General features: G+C 42.1%; 13 protein-coding genes. 9 read left to right on the forward strand and 4 right to left on the reverse strand.

The features are described from left to right. The first annotated feature begins 51 nt into the window (after positions 1 to 51). Positions 52 to 2,649 (forward strand): GAF domain-containing protein, encoded by a 2,598-nt coding sequence (locus tag RMZ42_RS11100; RefSeq protein WP_322671480.1) that lies wholly within the window; start codon positions 52 to 54, stop codon positions 2,647 to 2,649. Positions 2,650 to 2,724: 75 nt separating this feature from the next. Here the strand turns inward: RMZ42_RS11100 and RMZ42_RS11105 are convergent, their stop codons facing one another. Beyond that, positions 2,725 to 3,000, reverse strand: coding sequence for a hypothetical protein (locus tag RMZ42_RS11105; RefSeq protein WP_322671481.1), 276 nt, complete (start codon positions 2,998 to 3,000; stop codon positions 2,725 to 2,727). A gap of 639 nt (positions 3,001 to 3,639) precedes the next feature. Between RMZ42_RS11105 and purC the strand changes: the two genes are divergently transcribed. The 7 genes from purC (at position 3,640) to RMZ42_RS11140 (ending at position 12,784) form a co-directional block, all read left to right on the forward strand. Beyond that, entirely contained in the window at positions 3,640 to 4,377 is a 738-nt protein-coding gene (gene purC / locus RMZ42_RS11110; protein WP_322671482.1) for a phosphoribosylaminoimidazolesuccinocarboxamide synthase, read from the forward strand. A 176-nt stretch (positions 4,378 to 4,553) separates the two neighbouring features. Beyond that, positions 4,554 to 7,163 carry a BamA/TamA family outer membrane protein gene (locus tag RMZ42_RS11115; RefSeq protein WP_322671483.1) on the forward strand — a complete coding sequence of 870 codons (2,610 nt, stop codon included), beginning with the start codon at positions 4,554 to 4,556 and terminating at the stop codon, positions 7,161 to 7,163. A gap of 218 nt (positions 7,164 to 7,381) precedes the next feature. After that, positions 7,382 to 8,254: a UDP-3-O-acyl-N-acetylglucosamine deacetylase gene (gene lpxC / locus RMZ42_RS11120; protein ID WP_322671484.1), complete on the forward strand. Its 873-nt coding sequence runs from the start codon at positions 7,382 to 7,384 to the stop codon at positions 8,252 to 8,254. A 98-nt stretch (positions 8,255 to 8,352) separates the two neighbouring features. Beyond that, a complete protein-coding gene (gene fabZ, locus RMZ42_RS11125) occupies positions 8,353 to 8,883 on the forward strand; it encodes a 3-hydroxyacyl-ACP dehydratase FabZ (protein WP_322671485.1) in 531 nt (176 codons plus the stop codon). 311 nt (positions 8,884 to 9,194) lie between these two features. Next, on the forward strand, positions 9,195 to 10,013 hold the full coding sequence (gene lpxA / locus RMZ42_RS11130; protein WP_322671486.1) for an acyl-ACP--UDP-N-acetylglucosamine O-acyltransferase: 819 nt from the start codon (positions 9,195 to 9,197) through the stop codon (positions 10,011 to 10,013). Between the two features lie 213 nt (positions 10,014 to 10,226). Then, the gene (gene lpxB, locus RMZ42_RS11135) at positions 10,227 to 11,381 is read left to right on the forward strand and encodes a lipid-A-disaccharide synthase (RefSeq protein ID WP_322671487.1); all 1,155 of its coding nucleotides are present in this window, start codon (positions 10,227 to 10,229) and stop codon (positions 11,379 to 11,381) included. A gap of 146 nt (positions 11,382 to 11,527) precedes the next feature. Beyond that, the gene (locus RMZ42_RS11140; RefSeq protein ID WP_416211807.1) at positions 11,528 to 12,784 is read left to right on the forward strand and encodes a DNA cytosine methyltransferase; all 1,257 of its coding nucleotides are present in this window, start codon (positions 11,528 to 11,530) and stop codon (positions 12,782 to 12,784) included. A gap of 30 nt (positions 12,785 to 12,814) precedes the next feature. On the opposite strand, the gene RMZ42_RS11145 is transcribed toward RMZ42_RS11140, so the two are convergent. The 3 genes from RMZ42_RS11145 to RMZ42_RS11155 all read right to left on the reverse strand — a co-directional run bounded on the left by RMZ42_RS11145 (position 12,815) and on the right by RMZ42_RS11155 (position 15,720). Beyond that, entirely contained in the window at positions 12,815 to 13,780 is a 966-nt protein-coding gene (locus RMZ42_RS11145) for an aldo/keto reductase (protein ID WP_322671489.1), read from the reverse strand. A 56-nt stretch (positions 13,781 to 13,836) separates the two neighbouring features. Beyond that, a complete protein-coding gene (locus RMZ42_RS11150) occupies positions 13,837 to 15,009 on the reverse strand; it encodes a hypothetical protein (protein WP_322671490.1) in 1,173 nt (390 codons plus the stop codon). A gap of 189 nt (positions 15,010 to 15,198) precedes the next feature. Further along, positions 15,199 to 15,720 (reverse strand): hypothetical protein, encoded by a 522-nt coding sequence (locus RMZ42_RS11155; protein WP_322671491.1) that lies wholly within the window; start codon positions 15,718 to 15,720, stop codon positions 15,199 to 15,201. Between the two features lie 241 nt (positions 15,721 to 15,961). Here RMZ42_RS11155 and nfi point away from each other — a divergent pair, with 241 nt between their 5' ends. Next, positions 15,962 to 16,627: a deoxyribonuclease V gene (gene nfi, locus RMZ42_RS11160; RefSeq protein ID WP_322671492.1), complete on the forward strand. Its 666-nt coding sequence runs from the start codon at positions 15,962 to 15,964 to the stop codon at positions 16,625 to 16,627. Positions 16,628 to 16,658: the final 31 nt, after the last annotated feature.

Genomic DNA, 16,658 nt, shown 5'->3' on the forward strand with positions numbered 1-16,658 from the left:
TGGGGATTATTAATTTTGAATGCGTGAATTTTTAATTCGGAGCGAAGCAACGTGACACTCCCCAACTCTGGCAGCGTCTTGGCTACATTAACTGAACTGACTCAAGTTAATCGCGCTCATGCCCTACTGCGTCGCGTCAAAGACTTATCTGTTAATGAATTTGTTTGCTTACTCGACTTTATAACTGCTGAGTTCCAGCAATTTCTGAGAGCTATTGAATTGATCAATAATGAAGCTCTAGAAACTATGTTGGAGAAAGTATTAGAAGCTATCACACTCAAAATTGGTCAAATTCTCCAAGCAGAACATACAGCCATTTTTTTAGTTGATTATGACAAAGGTCAACTGTGGTCAAAAGTTCCTCAAGATAATACCCAAAAATTCTTAGAAATTCGTACTCCCATTACAGTGGGTATTCCTGGCCATGTTGCTAGTACAGGTCAATATCTAAATATATCTGAAACTTATACTCATCCTCTATTTAGCCCAGAACTTGAAAAACAAATGGGCTACAAAATCCGTAATATTTTATGTATGCCCGTTATCAGTAGCAAAAACCAGACTGTAGCGGTAGTGCAACTAGCTAATAAAACCGGGAATGTTCCGTTTAATCATGATGATGAAGAACGTTTTCGAGACTTTGCCGCTTCGATTGGTATTATCCTGGAAAGCTGCCAATCTTTTTATGTAGCGGCTCGGAATCAAAGAGGCGCAACGGCTTTGTTGCGGGCAACTCAGACACTGGGGCAAAGTTTAGATTTAGAAGCGACTTTGCAGATAGTCATGGAACAAGCTCGAATTTTAATGCAAGCAGACCGCAGCACACTGTTTTTATATCGTAAAGAGCTAAACGAACTCTGGACGAAAGTTGCAGCAGCAGCAGATGGCACAAACTTGATAGAAATTCGCATTTCCGCTAACCGTGGCATTGCTGGATATGTAGCTTCCACTGGTGAAGCCTTAAATATTTCTGATGCTTATAAAGACCCCCGTTTTGACCCGACTACAGATAAAAAAACTGGTTATATAACTCGCAATATCTTATGTTTACCAGTGTTTAATTCTGCAAATGAATTGATTGGCGTTACACAATTAATTAATAAGCAACAAAGCAGTTTTACTGCTTCTGATGAAGAGTTTATGCGGGCTTTTAATAATCAGGCAGGAATTGCCTTAGAAAATGCTCGGCTGTTTGAAAATGTACTGTTAGAAAAACAATATCAAAAAGATATTTTACAAAGTCTGTCAGATGCCGTGATTTCTACAGATATGGCAGGACAGATTGTCACGATTAATGATGCAGCCCTAGAGTTGCTGGGTTGTCCGATAGGAGACGCTAATAGTAAAAACAACAAGCTTTTGTGGGAACAAAATTTGATTGGTCGCCTAGTGTGGGAAGTTGTCCCAATTGAAAATCTCCAAATGCGATTAGAAGATAGTCTAAAAACTGGAGCTAAACATTATGTGCCAGAGCAAAGTTTGATGCTGGGAGTGCATCAAGTTATAAGTGAGGAGTTAGGAGTTAAAAGTGAAACTCAATACTTAGCATTCAGTACTCAGCACTCAATTTTAGCAGTGCGCGATCGCACCAACCCTGATATTTTTATTCCTTGGAATCAACCTCTGACTCCCCAATCTGAGTTTCTCACTTCTAATGAGGTACAAACATTAGAGCGCAATATCAATCTTACTGTTAATCCCTTGACTAACCCAGAAGGCGGTGTACGTGGTGGTTTGGTGGTCTTAGAAGACATTACTCAGGAGAAACGAATGAAAACTACCATGTCCCGCTACCTAACGCCCCATGTCGCTGAACAAGTTATGGCACTAGGGGAAGATGCTTTAATGGTAGGCGAACGGAAGGAAGTAACTATCTTGTTTTCTGATATCCGTGGCTACACAACACTTACAGAAAATCTCGGTGCAGCTGAAGTGGTGTTGCTGCTCAATCAGTATTTTGAAACGATGGTGGAAGCGGTTTTTAACCACGAAGGCACTCTCGATAAATTTATTGGTGATGCCTTGATGGCGGTATTTGGTGCGCCGCTACCATTGACAGAAAATCATGCTTGGAGGGCTGTACAGTCAGCGTTAGATATGAGACACCGCTTAGAGGAATTTAACCAACGGCGAATTATCCAGGCGCAGCCGCAAATTCGTATTGGCATTGGGATTAGTTCTGGGGATGTGGTTTCGGGTAATATTGGTTCCCGCAAACGGATGGATTACACCGTCATTGGAGATGGTGTAAATTTAAGTTCGCGCTTGGAAGCGGTAACTAAAGATTACGGTTGTGATATTCTTTTGAGTGAATTTACTTACCAATTGTGCAGCGATCGCATTTGGGTGCGCCAGCTAGATAAAATCCGAGTCAAAGGGAAACACCAGGCTGTTAATATCTACGAGTTAATTGGCGATCGGACTACCCCTCTAGATGCCAACACTCAAGAGTTTTTGTTTCACTATCATACTGGACGCGCTGCTTATTTATCGCGCAATTTCTCAGAAGCGATCGCCTGTTTTGAAGCCGCCAAATGCATTCAACCCCAAGATCAAGCTGTTGATATCCACCTAGAGCGTGCGCGTAATTATCAACAAACCCCGCCTCCAGAGTCCTGGGATGGTGTCTGGACAATGCTTACTAAGTAGTCATTTGTCATTAGTCATTTGTCATTTATCAGTTCCCAATGCCCCATGCCCAATGCCCAATGCCTAATTCCCCATTTAATCTTGAGTCTCTCCCTGGTTATCTTGAAAGGGGTCTTCGCCAATTCCTAGCTCTTTTTTTGAGCGTTTCAACTGTTTCCATAGATCCTTTATTTGTTCGTAAGCTGCACCTGGAGGTAGTTTTCCACCTGTCTCTAAGTTGCAAATGTAACTTACCCGTTGAGCAAATTCCTGGAGATTTGCATTAAAAACCAAGTTTTCTGGCTTCACCTGACCGTAGTAGCGACCGCGAGGGAAGAGAAAATCATCCTTGTTCACTATTTTTTTCTCCATTTATTCAATTCACCTTGTGTTTGGGTTTCTGAAGCTGAATTCCCAGCTAACCTAATCTTTACTTTTGTCAGATTGGGGTAAATCAGATCGTCCGACTCCTTTTCCAATTGTCGATCGGGAATTGGTTAGTTTAGCTTTTGATACTAGAGGATAAAGCTTAAGATACTTTGTGTTGTAAATATTACAAAAAAAGTTTGCGCCAAAGTAACTAGAGAGAATATTTTATTTTCCTCCTGGTTATCAATTTATCTCATCTTCATTTATGAAGTTGAAATTGTAATTAGCTTCAGTCGAAATCTTTAGGTACAAATTATTATGACATACTAGTATACCTAAGTAACTTATTTTATCAAAACTCATTCAAATTCTGAGCGTAAAACTACTTAAGTGAAAATACTAGATCCGAAAGCAAATTGTCCTCTGTTAAAAGTTAGAGATTTAGTTATAAATATTTGGCAACTGGCTATTAAACAGCGATCCACAAGAGAAAATTGATCTGGGTATTAGTTATTACTTATTTTTACCTGCCTCTGCTTCCTCTTAAATAATCACCAATGGCTAATAGTTAATAACTAAAGATAAAATGGTGAAGCCTCAAAGGACAATTTTTGTCCATCGCCTAAAACACTACCTGCCACCATGTCTGTTAATTCCAAGTTATACGAAGGCAAAGCAAAAATTCTTTATACAACGGACGATCCAGAAGTCTTGTTGGCTGATTTTAAAGACGATGCCACAGCGTTTAACGCCCAAAAGCGTGGCAACATCGAAGGAAAAGGAAAAATTAATTGTAGCATTTCTAGCCAGCTTTTTAAACAGTTAGAGGATTATGGTATAAAGACTCACTTTATCGATAGTCCTGCCCCGAATCAAATGCGGGTGAGAGCAGTAAAGATTTTACCCTTAGAAGTGGTGATCAGAAATATTGCTGCTGGCAGTTTGTGTCAGCAAACTGGTTTACCAGTGGGTACAATTCTGAAACAGCCTTTGGTTGAGTTCTATTATAAAAACGATCCATTAGGAGATCCTTTGTTGACACGCGATCGCCTGTACCTGCTAGAACTGGCGACTGCGGAACAAGTAGACGCAATTACACATCTTGCATTGCAAATCAATGAATTTCTTAATAACTTTTGGCAACGGTGTGGCATTACCCTAGTAGACTTCAAATTAGAGTTTGGTTTGGACTCACAACAGCAGTTACTCTTGGCAGATGAAATTAGCCCCGACACCTGTCGTTTATGGGATACCGCAGAAAAGGACTCAAACCGCCGGGTAATGGACAAAGATCGCTTTCGCCGAGACTTAGGAAATGTAGAGGATGCCTACCAGGAGGTTTTACAAAGAGTGCTAAAAGCAGTAGAAACTACAAATTAACCAGGTAAAAACCAAAAGGTGAGAAGGAATTATATTTAACTTTTGCCTTTTGCCTTTTGCCTTGTAAAGTGAAAAAGCAAAAGAAAAAAATTATGTTTTGAAATTTTACCTTTGGCATAAGGGCATTATTGCCTTGTGATGGTGTGTGTGTGGTCGTGAAGAGGAATATAAGTAAAATGCGTTTATCTCCCGTATTGCTGGCAGCAGTAGCAATTGCAGCCCCTTTGGGTGGCTCATTGAGTGCGAATGCAGAAACCGCCAACAATTCCAAACAGTCAACAGAAGTTTTGACACTAGAAAAAAATCAACACTCAGAAAAGGACACTGGTCAGGTTAACTCTAGTAAAAGTCTAGAATCTCAACCTAAATCTACAGCAACTATAGAGGCAGAGCGTCCCCAATCCCGCGTCGTCGCAATTTACCCTGCCAACCCAGCAGCAAGCGCGGCCCCAAAGGTAATTGTGCCAACCTCCACAACGCCAAGAACTGCACAAACCCCTGAAATTAATAATCCCAGTCCTACTCAACAGCCGTCTCCGGCTCCAGACATTCCACCGCCAGAAATTCAACAACCAACGCTTTCCCCAACTCCTGAGACCACTCCAGTCCCAGAAAATGTAAATCCACCGACAACAGAACCTTTATTACCCACAACTCCAGAACCATCAGCTACTCCAGATATCCCCCCCCCAGCTAGCCAACAAAGAACACCTACGTTATTCCCAGGCGCTACTCCCAGTCCCCAGAATGTAAATCCACCGACAACTCCGGGCAATACTCCATTCCCAGGTGCTACTCCCAGTCCGCAGAATGTTAACCCACCGACAACTCCGGGCAATACTCCATTCCCAGGCACTACTCCCAGTCCGCAGAATGTTAATCCACCGACAACTCCGGACAATACTCAACCCAACACAGCCCCAGAAGCCAATGACCCCCGCGTACTGGTATCAGAAGTAGTAGTTAGATCCCAAGCTGGGCAACTATCACCAGAACTGGAAAGCCAAGTTTACAGAGTAATTCGTACCCAACCAGGACAAACAACTACCCGCAGCCAACTGCAAGAAGATATTAACGCTATCTTTGGTACTGGCTTCTTCTCCAACGTCCAAGCAGCGCCAGAAGATACCCCCTTGGGAGTGCGGGTAAGCTTTGTTGTCCAGCCTAACCCCGTCCTCAGTAAAGTAGAAGTGCAAGCCAATCCTGGCACTGGTGTCCCTTCTGTACTACCAGCAAACACTGTGGATGAAGTCTTTCGGGAGCAGTATGGCAAAATTCTCAATTTGCGTGACTTGCAAGAAGGCATCAAGCAGTTAAACAAGCGGTATCAAGACCAAGGTTACGTCCTAGCTAACGTGATTGGAGCGCCACAAGTCTCTGAAAGCGGAGTTGTTACCTTACAAGTAGCAGAAGGGGTAGTAGAAAATATTAGAGTCCGGTTCCGCAACAAAGATGGACAGGAAACAGACGAAAAAGGACAACCAATTCGCGGACGGACACAAGAGTACATTATTACCCGAGAAGTGGAGTTGAAGCCAGGACAAGTATTCAATCGCAACACAGTACAAAAAGACCTACAGCGCGTGTATGGATTGGGACTGTTTGAAGATGTGAATGTGTCTCTTGACCCTGGTACAGACCCCAGCAAGGTGGATGTAGTAGTGAATGTAGCCGAACGCAGCAGCGGTTCTATTGCGGCTGGGGCAGGGATTAGTTCTGCTAGCGGACTTTTTGGAACAGTTAGCTATCAACAACAAAACCTGAACGGTAGGAACCAAAAACTGGGGACAGAAATACAGGTGGGAGAACGGGAACTGTTGTTTGACGTGCGGTTTACCGACCCCTGGATCGCAGGAGATCCTTACCGGACTTCCTACACAACCAATATTTTCCGTCGCAGTTCTATTTCGTTGATTTTCGATGGTAAAGATGAAGATATTAGGACGTTTGATCCGGGTAATCCCACCGATGTAGATTCTCAGGATCGCCCCCGGATTCTCCGTGTAGGTGGTGGTGTTACCTTTACCCGTCCCCTCTCTGCAAATCCCTATAAAACTTCTGTCTGGACTGCCTCAGCGGGTTTACAGTATCAACGAGTTTCTGCTCGTGATGCTGACGGCAATCTGAGAAAAACAGGAGCGGTATTTGATGATGATACTGGAAACCGCCTCAGTGATGAAATTCCACTGACCCTCTCTAGCGGCGGTCAAGACGATTTACTACTGTTGCAAGTAGGGGCACAGCGCGATCTCCGTAATAACCCCCTGCAACCCACTAGTGGTTCTTATCTCCGCTTTGGAGTCGATCAGTCAGTCCCTGTGGGGCTAGGCAACATCTTCCTGACCAGATTCCGGGGTAGCTACAGCCAATATTTACCCATTAAGCTGATTAGCCTCAGCAAAGGGGCACAAACCTTAGCATTTAACCTGCAAGCAGGAACCATCATTGGAGACTTACCTCCCTACGAAGCTTTTACCCTTGGGGGTAGTAACTCCGTCCGGGGTTATGAAGAAGGAGCATTAGGTAGTGGACGCTCTTATGTGCAAGCATCAGTTGAGTATCGGTTTCCAGTTTTTTCAGTAGTTAGTGGGGCACTATTTTTTGATCTCGGTAGTGACCTGGGAACTAGTACTAGGGCTGCTGAAGTGTTGAACAAAAATGGCAGTGGCTTCGGCTATGGTCTTGGCGTTCGCGTCCAATCTCCACTGGGGCCGATTCGGATTGACTACGGTATCAACGATGATGGTGACAGTCGGATTAATTTCGGTATTGGCGAAAGGTTTTAATTAGTCATTTGTCATTAGTCATTGGTCATTAGTGAATCACAAAAGACAACTGACAAAGGACAAAGGACAATTAACTTTTTTGGATTAGCTTGCTAATTGTTACATTTACCTCAATACTGTTCCGATAAAGGGATTAATGACATTTTTCAGGGAATATCAGGGATTTTACCAAAACAGACGATGAACAATACTAAAGGAAATATATTAACTTTTCGGCTATGCGACAGCACACTCTAGCAGCCCAAATCACCCAAATAGGGGTGGGACTGCATAGCGGTGTGAATACCCAGGTGCGGATATTACCAGCCGAAGCGGGAAGTGGACGCTACTTTGTGCGGGTGGATTTACCGGATTTGCCAATAATTCCAGCCCAAGTTGCAGCAGTTAGTCACACTGTTCTCTCAACTCAGTTGGGTAAAGGTGAGGTATATGTTCGCACGGTAGAGCATTTGTTGGCAGCACTTTCGAGTATGGGTGTGGATAATGCCCGAATTGAAATTGATGGCCCAGAAGTCCCACTTTTAGATGGTTCAGCAAGTGTGTGGACAGCTAATATTGCCCAAGTTGGCTTAGTCTCACAACTCGTTAACAACCAAGTTCCCTTGGCTATTACAGAACCAATATGGGTCTATCAAGGGGATGCCTTTGTATCTGCCCTTCCAGCAGCAGAAACCCGCTTTAGTTACGGTATTGATTTTGACCTGCCCGCTATTGGTAATCAATGGCATAGTTGGTCGCTAACTCCTGAACTAGAAAAAACTTCTGCTAGCTTTGCTGCGGAAATCGCTCCTGCTCGTACTTTTGGGTTACTGCATCAAATTGAACACTTACAAAAAACAGGGTTAATTAAAGGTGGCAGTTTGGATAATGCACTCGTTTGTGGCCCAGAAGGCTGGCTAAATCCACCGTTGAGATTTGCAAATGAGCCAGTCCGTCATAAAATCTTGGATTTAGTAGGAGATTTGAGTTTACTTGGAACTTTTCCTCGTGCTCATTTTTTAGCGTATAAAGCCAGTCATAATTTACACATTCAACTGGCTCAGAAAATTTTAGATTTTGGACTTCGGCTGCGCTCAGTTGAACGATTTTAGATTTTAGATTCGATCTAAAGTTTGCATCCAGGATTATTAAGGCTTTGGATATACGCTTGCCTACTCAACTTTTAGATAAAAAATCAACTACACGGCCAATGTCAATCCTCACTGAAGTGAATACCATCGATACGACTACACCTACATCTACCGAACCACAGGGTATAAATGAGATTACAATCAGTTCTGAGATTAAAACAACTTTCACATCTGAAGAAATTCAGAAATTACTACCCCATCGCTACCCATTTTTACTTGTAGACAAAATCATTGACTACGTGCCAGGTAAAAAAGCTGTTGGAGTTAAAAATGTCACTATCAACGAACCCCATTTTCAAGGACATTTCCCTGAACGTCCACTGATGCCAGGGGTGCTAATTGTTGAAGCAATGGCACAAGTTGGAGGCATTGTCCTAACTCAAATGTCTTCGGTAGAAGGCGGGCTGTTCGTCTTCGCTGGTATCGATAAAGTTCGCTTTCGTCGCCAGGTCGTGCCGGGGGATCAACTACTAATGACGGTGGAACTGTTATGGGTAAAACAACGTCGTTTCGGTAAGATGCAAGGTCGTGCCGAAGTTGATGGTCAACTTGCTTGTGAAGGGGAATTAATGTTCTCTTTAGTTAGCTAAAAGTTTGCTTTCGTGGTATGGGTATAGCCGTGAAATGCCCCTACTGAATCCTGTTTCAGGATAACAGTTAAAAAATCCACAATAGCATCTGAGTAATTTCTTGATTTTCGCCGCCCTCTCTACGAGACGCACTCACAAACACACTTAACTTGCTTTGCCCGACACTTTCGTTCACTGAAATATTTCACGCTCAACAACGCCAGTCGCCTCAATGGGGCGGTAGTCGGTACAACTCTCTTAAGCAGAGTAACGCGCTGCCTCAGAAACCCCGCCTGGCGCTGGATTATTAAGACAGTTCTGGAGATTCACCCTTGAAAACGCTAATTCATCCAACTGCTGTAATTCATCCGAAATCGGAACTCCACCATACAGTGCAAGTCGGTGCCTATGCTGTGATTGGAGCGCATGTTAAAGTGGGCCCTGAAACAATAATCGGCGCTCATGCAGTGCTAGAGGGGCCTTGTGAAATTGGGGCGCAAAATCAGATTTTTACTGGTGCAGCCATCGGTATGGAACCCCAGGATTTGAAGTTTGTAGGAGAACCAACCTGGGTGAAAATTGGTGATAATAACTTGATTCGTGAGTACGTTACCATTAACCGCGCTACCGGTGCTGGTGAAGCTACGGTAATTGGCGATGGTAATCTTTTGATGGCTTATGTCCATGTGGCTCATAACTGCGTCATTGAAGACCAAGTAGTGATTGCTAACTCTGTGGCGTTGGCGGGTCATGTCCATATAGAATCACGCGCTAGGCTAAGTGGGGTTTTAGGTGTCCACCAATTTGTGCATATTGGTAGACAAGCAATGGTGGGAGGTATGGCACGTATTGACCGGGATGTGGCCCCATATATGCTGGTGGAAGGAAATCCAGCGCGGGTGCGAACCCTCAATCTTGTCGGACTCAAACGGTCTGGTATGGACTCAGCAGATTTGCTTTTGCTGAAAAAAGCCTTCCGCATTCTCTACCGTTCTGATTTGTCTTTTAAGGATGCTTTGGAACAGTTGGAATTGTTAGGGGATAGCGAAGAATTGCAGCATCTGCGACGCTTCCTTCTACTTTCTCAGATGCCTGGAAGACGTGGCTTGATTCCCAGTAAAGGGAAAAAAGGCGCAAGTGATGAATCGTGAGATGTAAGATATATCATGTCTGTCGAATTACCCATAATCACCCCACCCCCAACCCCTCCCCGCAAGCGAGGAGGGGAGCAAAAGCGTAGCTGATGAGGTGGGATTATGAGGAATTGTGGTTAATTTTCCAGACATCATAATTTATGAGTTATGAGTTGATAAATTGAATTTTTAACTCCTAACTCCTCATTTTTAGTAATTACCAATTATCAAATGCGGATATTTATCAGCACTGGCGAAGTATCTGGCGATTTACAAGGGTCGCTACTAATTTCAGCGCTGAAGCGTCAAGCTGCGGCGATTGGGTTGGAATTAGAGATTGTGGCGCTGGGTGGCGAAAAAATGGTAGAGGCTGGGGCAATTTTGCTGGGAAATACCAGTAGTATTGGCTCAGTGGGTATTCAAGAAGGGCTGCCTTATATTTTACCAACTCTTCAGGTGCAACGACGGGCGATCGCTTCCCTAAAGCAAAATCCCCCTGACTTGGTAGTGCTGATCGATTATATGACTCCCAATCTGGAAATTGGGACTTATATGAAACAACATCTGCCAGATGTGCCTGTGGTGTATTACATTGCTCCCCAAGAGTGGGCTTGGTCAATAAGTTTGCGAAGAACTAACCGGATTGTTGGTTTTACAGATAAGCTGTTGGCAATCTTCCCACAAGAAGCCCGTTACTTTCGCGAGAAAGGCGCAAAAGTTAGTTGGGTGGGACATCCTTTGGTTGACCGAATGCAAGATGCTCCTAGTAGGGAAGCAGCTCGTGCAACATTGGGGATTGCACCAGAAGAAATTGCGATCGCACTCCTCCCCGCCTCTCGCCGTCAAGAACTAAAATATCTTTTACCAATTATTTTTCAAGCTGCCCAAACTATTCAAGCAAAATTACCTGAAGTTCGTTTCTGGATTCCCCTATCGCTAGAAGTTTATAGACAGCCAATCGAAGAGGCTATTGAGCGTTACGGTTTACGGGCGACAGTTATATCAGGTCAACAAATGGAAGTTTTTGCTGCGGCTGATTTAGCCATTAGCAAATCTGGTACTGTCAATCTAGAACTGGCTCTGTTAAATGTGCCACAGGTTGTAGTTTATCGCCTCAGTCGTCTGACTGCGTGGATCGCTCGGAAAATTCTTAAAGGTTCTATAACCTTCGCATCGCCACCTAATTTAGTCGTGATGAAGCCGATTGTGCCAGAATTTTTACAAGAGCAAGCCACAGCAGAAAATATTACCCAAGCAGCGATGGAACTGCTACTCAATCCCAGTCGCAGAGAGCAAACTTTGCTAGATTATGAAGAAATGCGGCAAAGTTTGGGAGAAGTTGGGGTTTGCGATCGCGCTGCTCAAGAAATTTTGCAAATGCTATGAGGGACTGGGGACTGGGGACTGGGGACTGGGGACTGGGAAAATTTTGTATATTTAATACTCTATACTTAATACCCAATTCCCAATCTCTAATACCTAATACCCAATCCCCAGTCCCTAATCCCTTTAGAGGTGTCATGGCTTATGAGATGAAAAAACAAAGAGCGATCGCAGTTGATTTATTCGCTGGTGCGGGCGGTATGACTCTTGGCTTTGAGCAAGCTGGTTTTGATGTGCTGGCGTCTGTGGAAATCGACCCGATCCATTGTGCAACACATGAGTTTAACTTCCCTTATGCGAGAGTGTTATGTAAAAGTGTTGTGGATACTACCGGGGAAGAAATTAGGAATCGGTCTGAAATTGGCGATCGCGAAATTGATGTGGTTATTTGTGGCTCACCATGTCAAGGATTTTCCCTAATTGGTAAACGGGCTGTTGACGATCCTCGAAACTCTTTGGTATTTCACTTTCATCGACTGGTTATTGAACTAAAACCGAAATTCTTTGTGATGGAAAATGTCCGGGGGATAACAGTTGGCGAACATAAACAAATCCTCCAAACATTAATTAGCGATTTTAGAATTCATGGCTATAAAGTAGAAGAAAATTATCAAATTCTCAACGCTGCAAATTACGGAGTACCACAGTCCCGTGAGAGATTATTTCTTATAGGTGCAAGGGAGGATGTAGAGTTAGCGAAATATCCTCAGCCGATTACTAAACAAGCTTTACTAAATAATTTAAATTCTCAAAAAATATCTGACATTCCATCGAGTCCTACAGTATGGGATGCAATTGGAGATTTACCTGAAATAGAAAAATATCCAGAGTTACTAACAAGAGATTGGGTTGTTGCAGACTATGAAAAGCCTAGTAACTATGCTCTTGTACTTCGCGGGATCAAATGCCTAGATGATGATTATTCTTACAAACGAGAATATGATTTGCGAATACTTTCTTCAAGTTTAAGAACCAAACATTCTGCGGAAACTATTAAACGTTTTCAGGAGACTCAACAAGGCGAAAGAGAAAAAATTAGTCGTTTTCATAAGCTACATCCTGGTGGTGTCTGTAATACTTTAAGAGCCGGAACAGATAAGTATAGGGGTTCTTTCACATCTCCGAGACCGATTCATCCATCTACGCCGCGCTGTATCACTGTCAGGGAAGCGGCGAGATTGCATTCTTACCCTGATTGGTTTAGATTTCATGTAACCAAATGGCACGGATTTCGACAAGTTGGTAACTCTGTACCACCGTTACTAGCAAAGGCTGTGGCGTCAGAAATTATTCGCAGTTTGAATATTTCGCCTTTTAAACCGAGTTTGGGATACAAGTTGCCAGAGGAGAAGCTATTACAATTTAATATGTCGCAAGCGGCACAATATTATCAGCGGGACTGGTAAGAATACACTTTGTAATATGTGCAAGTTAAGCTAAGTCCAAGCACGGAAGAATGTACTATCTTCCCAAATATTAGCAGCCCGCCCTGCGATGGCTGTTAATTCTTCTTTTTTAAGAGGCACAAAAGCTCTCGCTATCTTGACATTATTCTCTAATTGTGTAACCGTCTCTGCTGCAATTACACAACAATTAACTCCAGGCTGAGACATTGTGTAACCTAAAGCTTGCTCCATACCTGCCAACCCACCTGATTTAAACAGCCGACCATAAGCCGGGACTTTCATCGCAATCACACCGACATTTTTTTCTTGAGCAACTGGTAAAACTACTGGGATAAATGGATGTGGGTGGTGTTTGTCGGCAGCATTTACAGGAATCAGTGTAGTGTGAAAAGGATAGCGACGTAACCCTTCAGCAATTACTTGAGGGTCGTGATGTCCGGTGATCCCAGCAAAGCGCACCAATTTTTGTTCTATGGCTTCTTCTAAAGCTTTAATTGCACCAGATGCACTAAAGATGGTGTCGAGTTCTTCAGAAAAAGAGACGTGATGCAACTGCCACAAATCGAGATAATCTGTATTGAGACGTTTCAGCGATCGCTCCAATTCTCGCCATGCACCATCACGATCTCTTCGATCGGTCTTGCTTGTGAGAAACACCTTTGAGCGATGGGGTGGTAGCACTTTCCCTAAATAATCTTCACTCGGCCCATAACTAGCTGCTGTATCAAAATAGCGGATACCAAGTTCCAGCGCTCTTTGAATAATTGCTGTAGCATCACCCTCTTTTCCTTCCCAGGATAGTGGCGTTTGTCCTGCTCCTCCTAACCCGAAGATCGGGAGTTTTACTTCTGTGCGTCCCAGTACCCGCTCTGGCATAGTTGCTGACGGTGTTGCGGTGTTGGTAGTATTTTGCTGTAAAGCATTAGTTGCCACAATACCTCCAGTCACAGCAATGCTGGTAATTAGGAAATTACGCCGCGTTTTTCCTTCTGTCATGATTGGGTTCGGGGGCGAATTACTTTTATTATAAATTCTAATTACGTGCGATCGCGCTACTTGCCAGCGATCGCATTTTTATCAGCGTAGTTAAGATTTTTCTGATATTCTATGATTTTTTGCTGGGCTACTACATAATTGGGGCTAGAAGATGGCACGTTTTTCATAAGTGCGATCGCACCTTTCCAATGACTCACAACTGTCTTCCACTCATCTGGAGATTTTGCTGATTGAGTCAATTTAGCTGCATTAATTGCTTGATTTACTGCCTCTCGAAATGTATCAGTTTCAAGTAACACTATCGGCGAGTCTGAAGTCACTGGTGAGGGTGTAACTAATACAGGCTTTGATGGTATTTGTGTTGGAATCTTAGAGGTTAAGGGAAGTATTTCTACGAATTTTGAAGAAAAGTATATTCCTAGAGAAATTGAAAATATTATAAAAACGAACAAAAACTTTTTATTTAAATTACGATCCTTCCGTCGAGACTCCATTATTAAATTTTGCCCATTGTTCGATAAAATATTTGATTTTGTTGTGTGTAATCCCATTTCTCCACGCAATTTATCGAGTTCTTTTTCTGTACTTTTTTCTGTCTCTAAATTAATATTTAATTTACTGGTATCTTCTTTTTTGTTACCAGGATAAGCAGATATTATTCGGTATTTTACCAAATATTCAATTTGATAAATCAATGCCCCAGCATAAATATAGAATAGCCCAAATATTAAGATGATATTATTGATATTTTCTAGTTGTGTATAGTATTCAAGTTGTCTGTCGTAGTTAGGATTAAATAATGGTAGAAGTATCGTAGAAAACAAAGCTGCTATCAATGTAGAAATTACAATTACAAGCCAAGCGTACAATCCTTCCCACCAACTCATTAATCCTGGTAATAATCCCTGTGTTGTACCTATTTCCGGTGCCTGAATTTCTGAAATAAATCGACTAATGAGCAAGTGTAAGCAGTGATGAGTTAAAGAAATTATCGGAATTGGAGATAAAATTAACAATATTGTAAATATTAAAAATAATTCCGGGCTACGTACGAAATATACGATGTCATAACCTAGCTTTCCAGTATTTTGAACTATAAATATAATAACTCTCAAAAATAGAGTCAAAATCAATGCTTTGAACCAAGAACTAGGATAAGGAAACCATAAAGGCCAGTAAAACGTTTGAAGCTTTTGCTTAGTAACTTCCTGAGTATTCGGCTGTTTCATAACCAATAACTAAATTCAAACATCTAAGATAATATCTTCCATCTCAGGATTCCCTATTTACAGGTAAAAGCAACATTTTCAAAATTTTTCCAATCCTATATTTAAAATTCATATAAATTTATTAAAATTATTATAAAACCTCGTATTTTAGGTTCTATCTCTGCACCTATGCGTGAGATAAATTAAATATTATCGTTCCTTGGTAATCACAGAGCTACCATTACTAATACTTACTTTTTGAATAAAAACGTTAGTAGAAGATGATAAAATATCAGTACTAATTTGATTAGCAATAAATTCAAAATCTTGGTTTGTTAATCCCTGCGCAGTATCGCCACTTAAGTTAATATAAATAGTTAGATTTTGAGGATTACTAGAAGAGTGTTCATCATCTACTGGTTCTAAATCAGCTTCTACCATGCCCAAATCAAACTCTTTACTCCAAGTCGGAAACTCCTTACCTGTTTGTTGTCCATAAATTTTGACTCTTTCAACAGATGCAGCCCCTAAAGCTGTTAACCCTTTGCGGATAAATGCAACTAAAATTTGCTGATTTAGTACTTGGGCAGATTCTAGCGTTACCTCTAAGCAAGCATCTTGGAAAGCAACTTTTGCGTTGATCCCTTTGGGGTATAAGTGGCGGTTCATCAGAGATGCGATCGCTTCTGTATCTCCCTGTTTTGCAAGTTTTAGAATATTTGGCTGTGTCATAACCAGTAAAAGAGAAAATCTAGAAAAATAAACTTATATTCTCAGGATTCCCTCTTGACAGCCTTAAGTAACACTGTAATGTAAGATATCAGCTAACCTGGGCTAAAATATTTAGTATAAAGATAGTCATTCACAGACTTTTACAAAAATATATTTTCCCTGTATCAACATCAAAAACTCTTGTTTTTGTGCTTGCCAAATTAACAGGATTAATATTAATCAGTTAATTCCAATTTTCAATATGAAGTTTTACCGAGATCGTGTTTGGCCTTCGACACTAGAAGAAGCCATAGTTATCCAAGAAACGCTGCAAAATCAAGTAATTACTGAAGATCAACTACAAGAACCTATTCAGTACGTTGCTGGTGTAGATATGGGTTTTGAAGCTGATGGAACAATTAGCCGTGCTGCTGTTGCAGTGCTGAGTTTTCCTGATTTGCAAGTAATCGAGACAAGCCTAGCACATCGTCCTACGACCTTTCCTTATGTTCCTGGGTTCCTCTCATTTCGGGAAATTCCAGCCGTACTCGATGCCCTGGAGAAAATTAACACAACACCAGATATCATTCTGTGTGATGGTCAAGGAATTGCTCATCCCCGCAGATTAGGTATAGCTAGCCATTTAGGGTTACTTATAGATATGCCGACAATTGGTGTAGCTAAGTCGAGGTTGATAGGTAAGCATGAAGAATTGGCACAAACCAAAGGCAGCACACAACCACTAATATATAACGGTGAAACCATTGGGGCAGTTTTGCGATCGCGCACAGGAGTAAAACCTCTGTATATTTCCAGTGGTCATCGAATTAGTTTACCGACTGCGATTGACTATGTATTGCGCTGTACGCCCAAATATCGACTGCCAGAAACTACACGCATTGCTGATAAATTAGCGTCGAATAGATAAAGCTTGTTGAAGTTTCTTCTAAATGCTTGCT

Origin of the sequence: Nostoc sp. DedQUE05 (genome assembly GCF_034530955.1) — a bacterium.
Lineage (GTDB): Bacteria > Cyanobacteriota > Cyanobacteriia > Cyanobacteriales > Nostocaceae > Nostoc.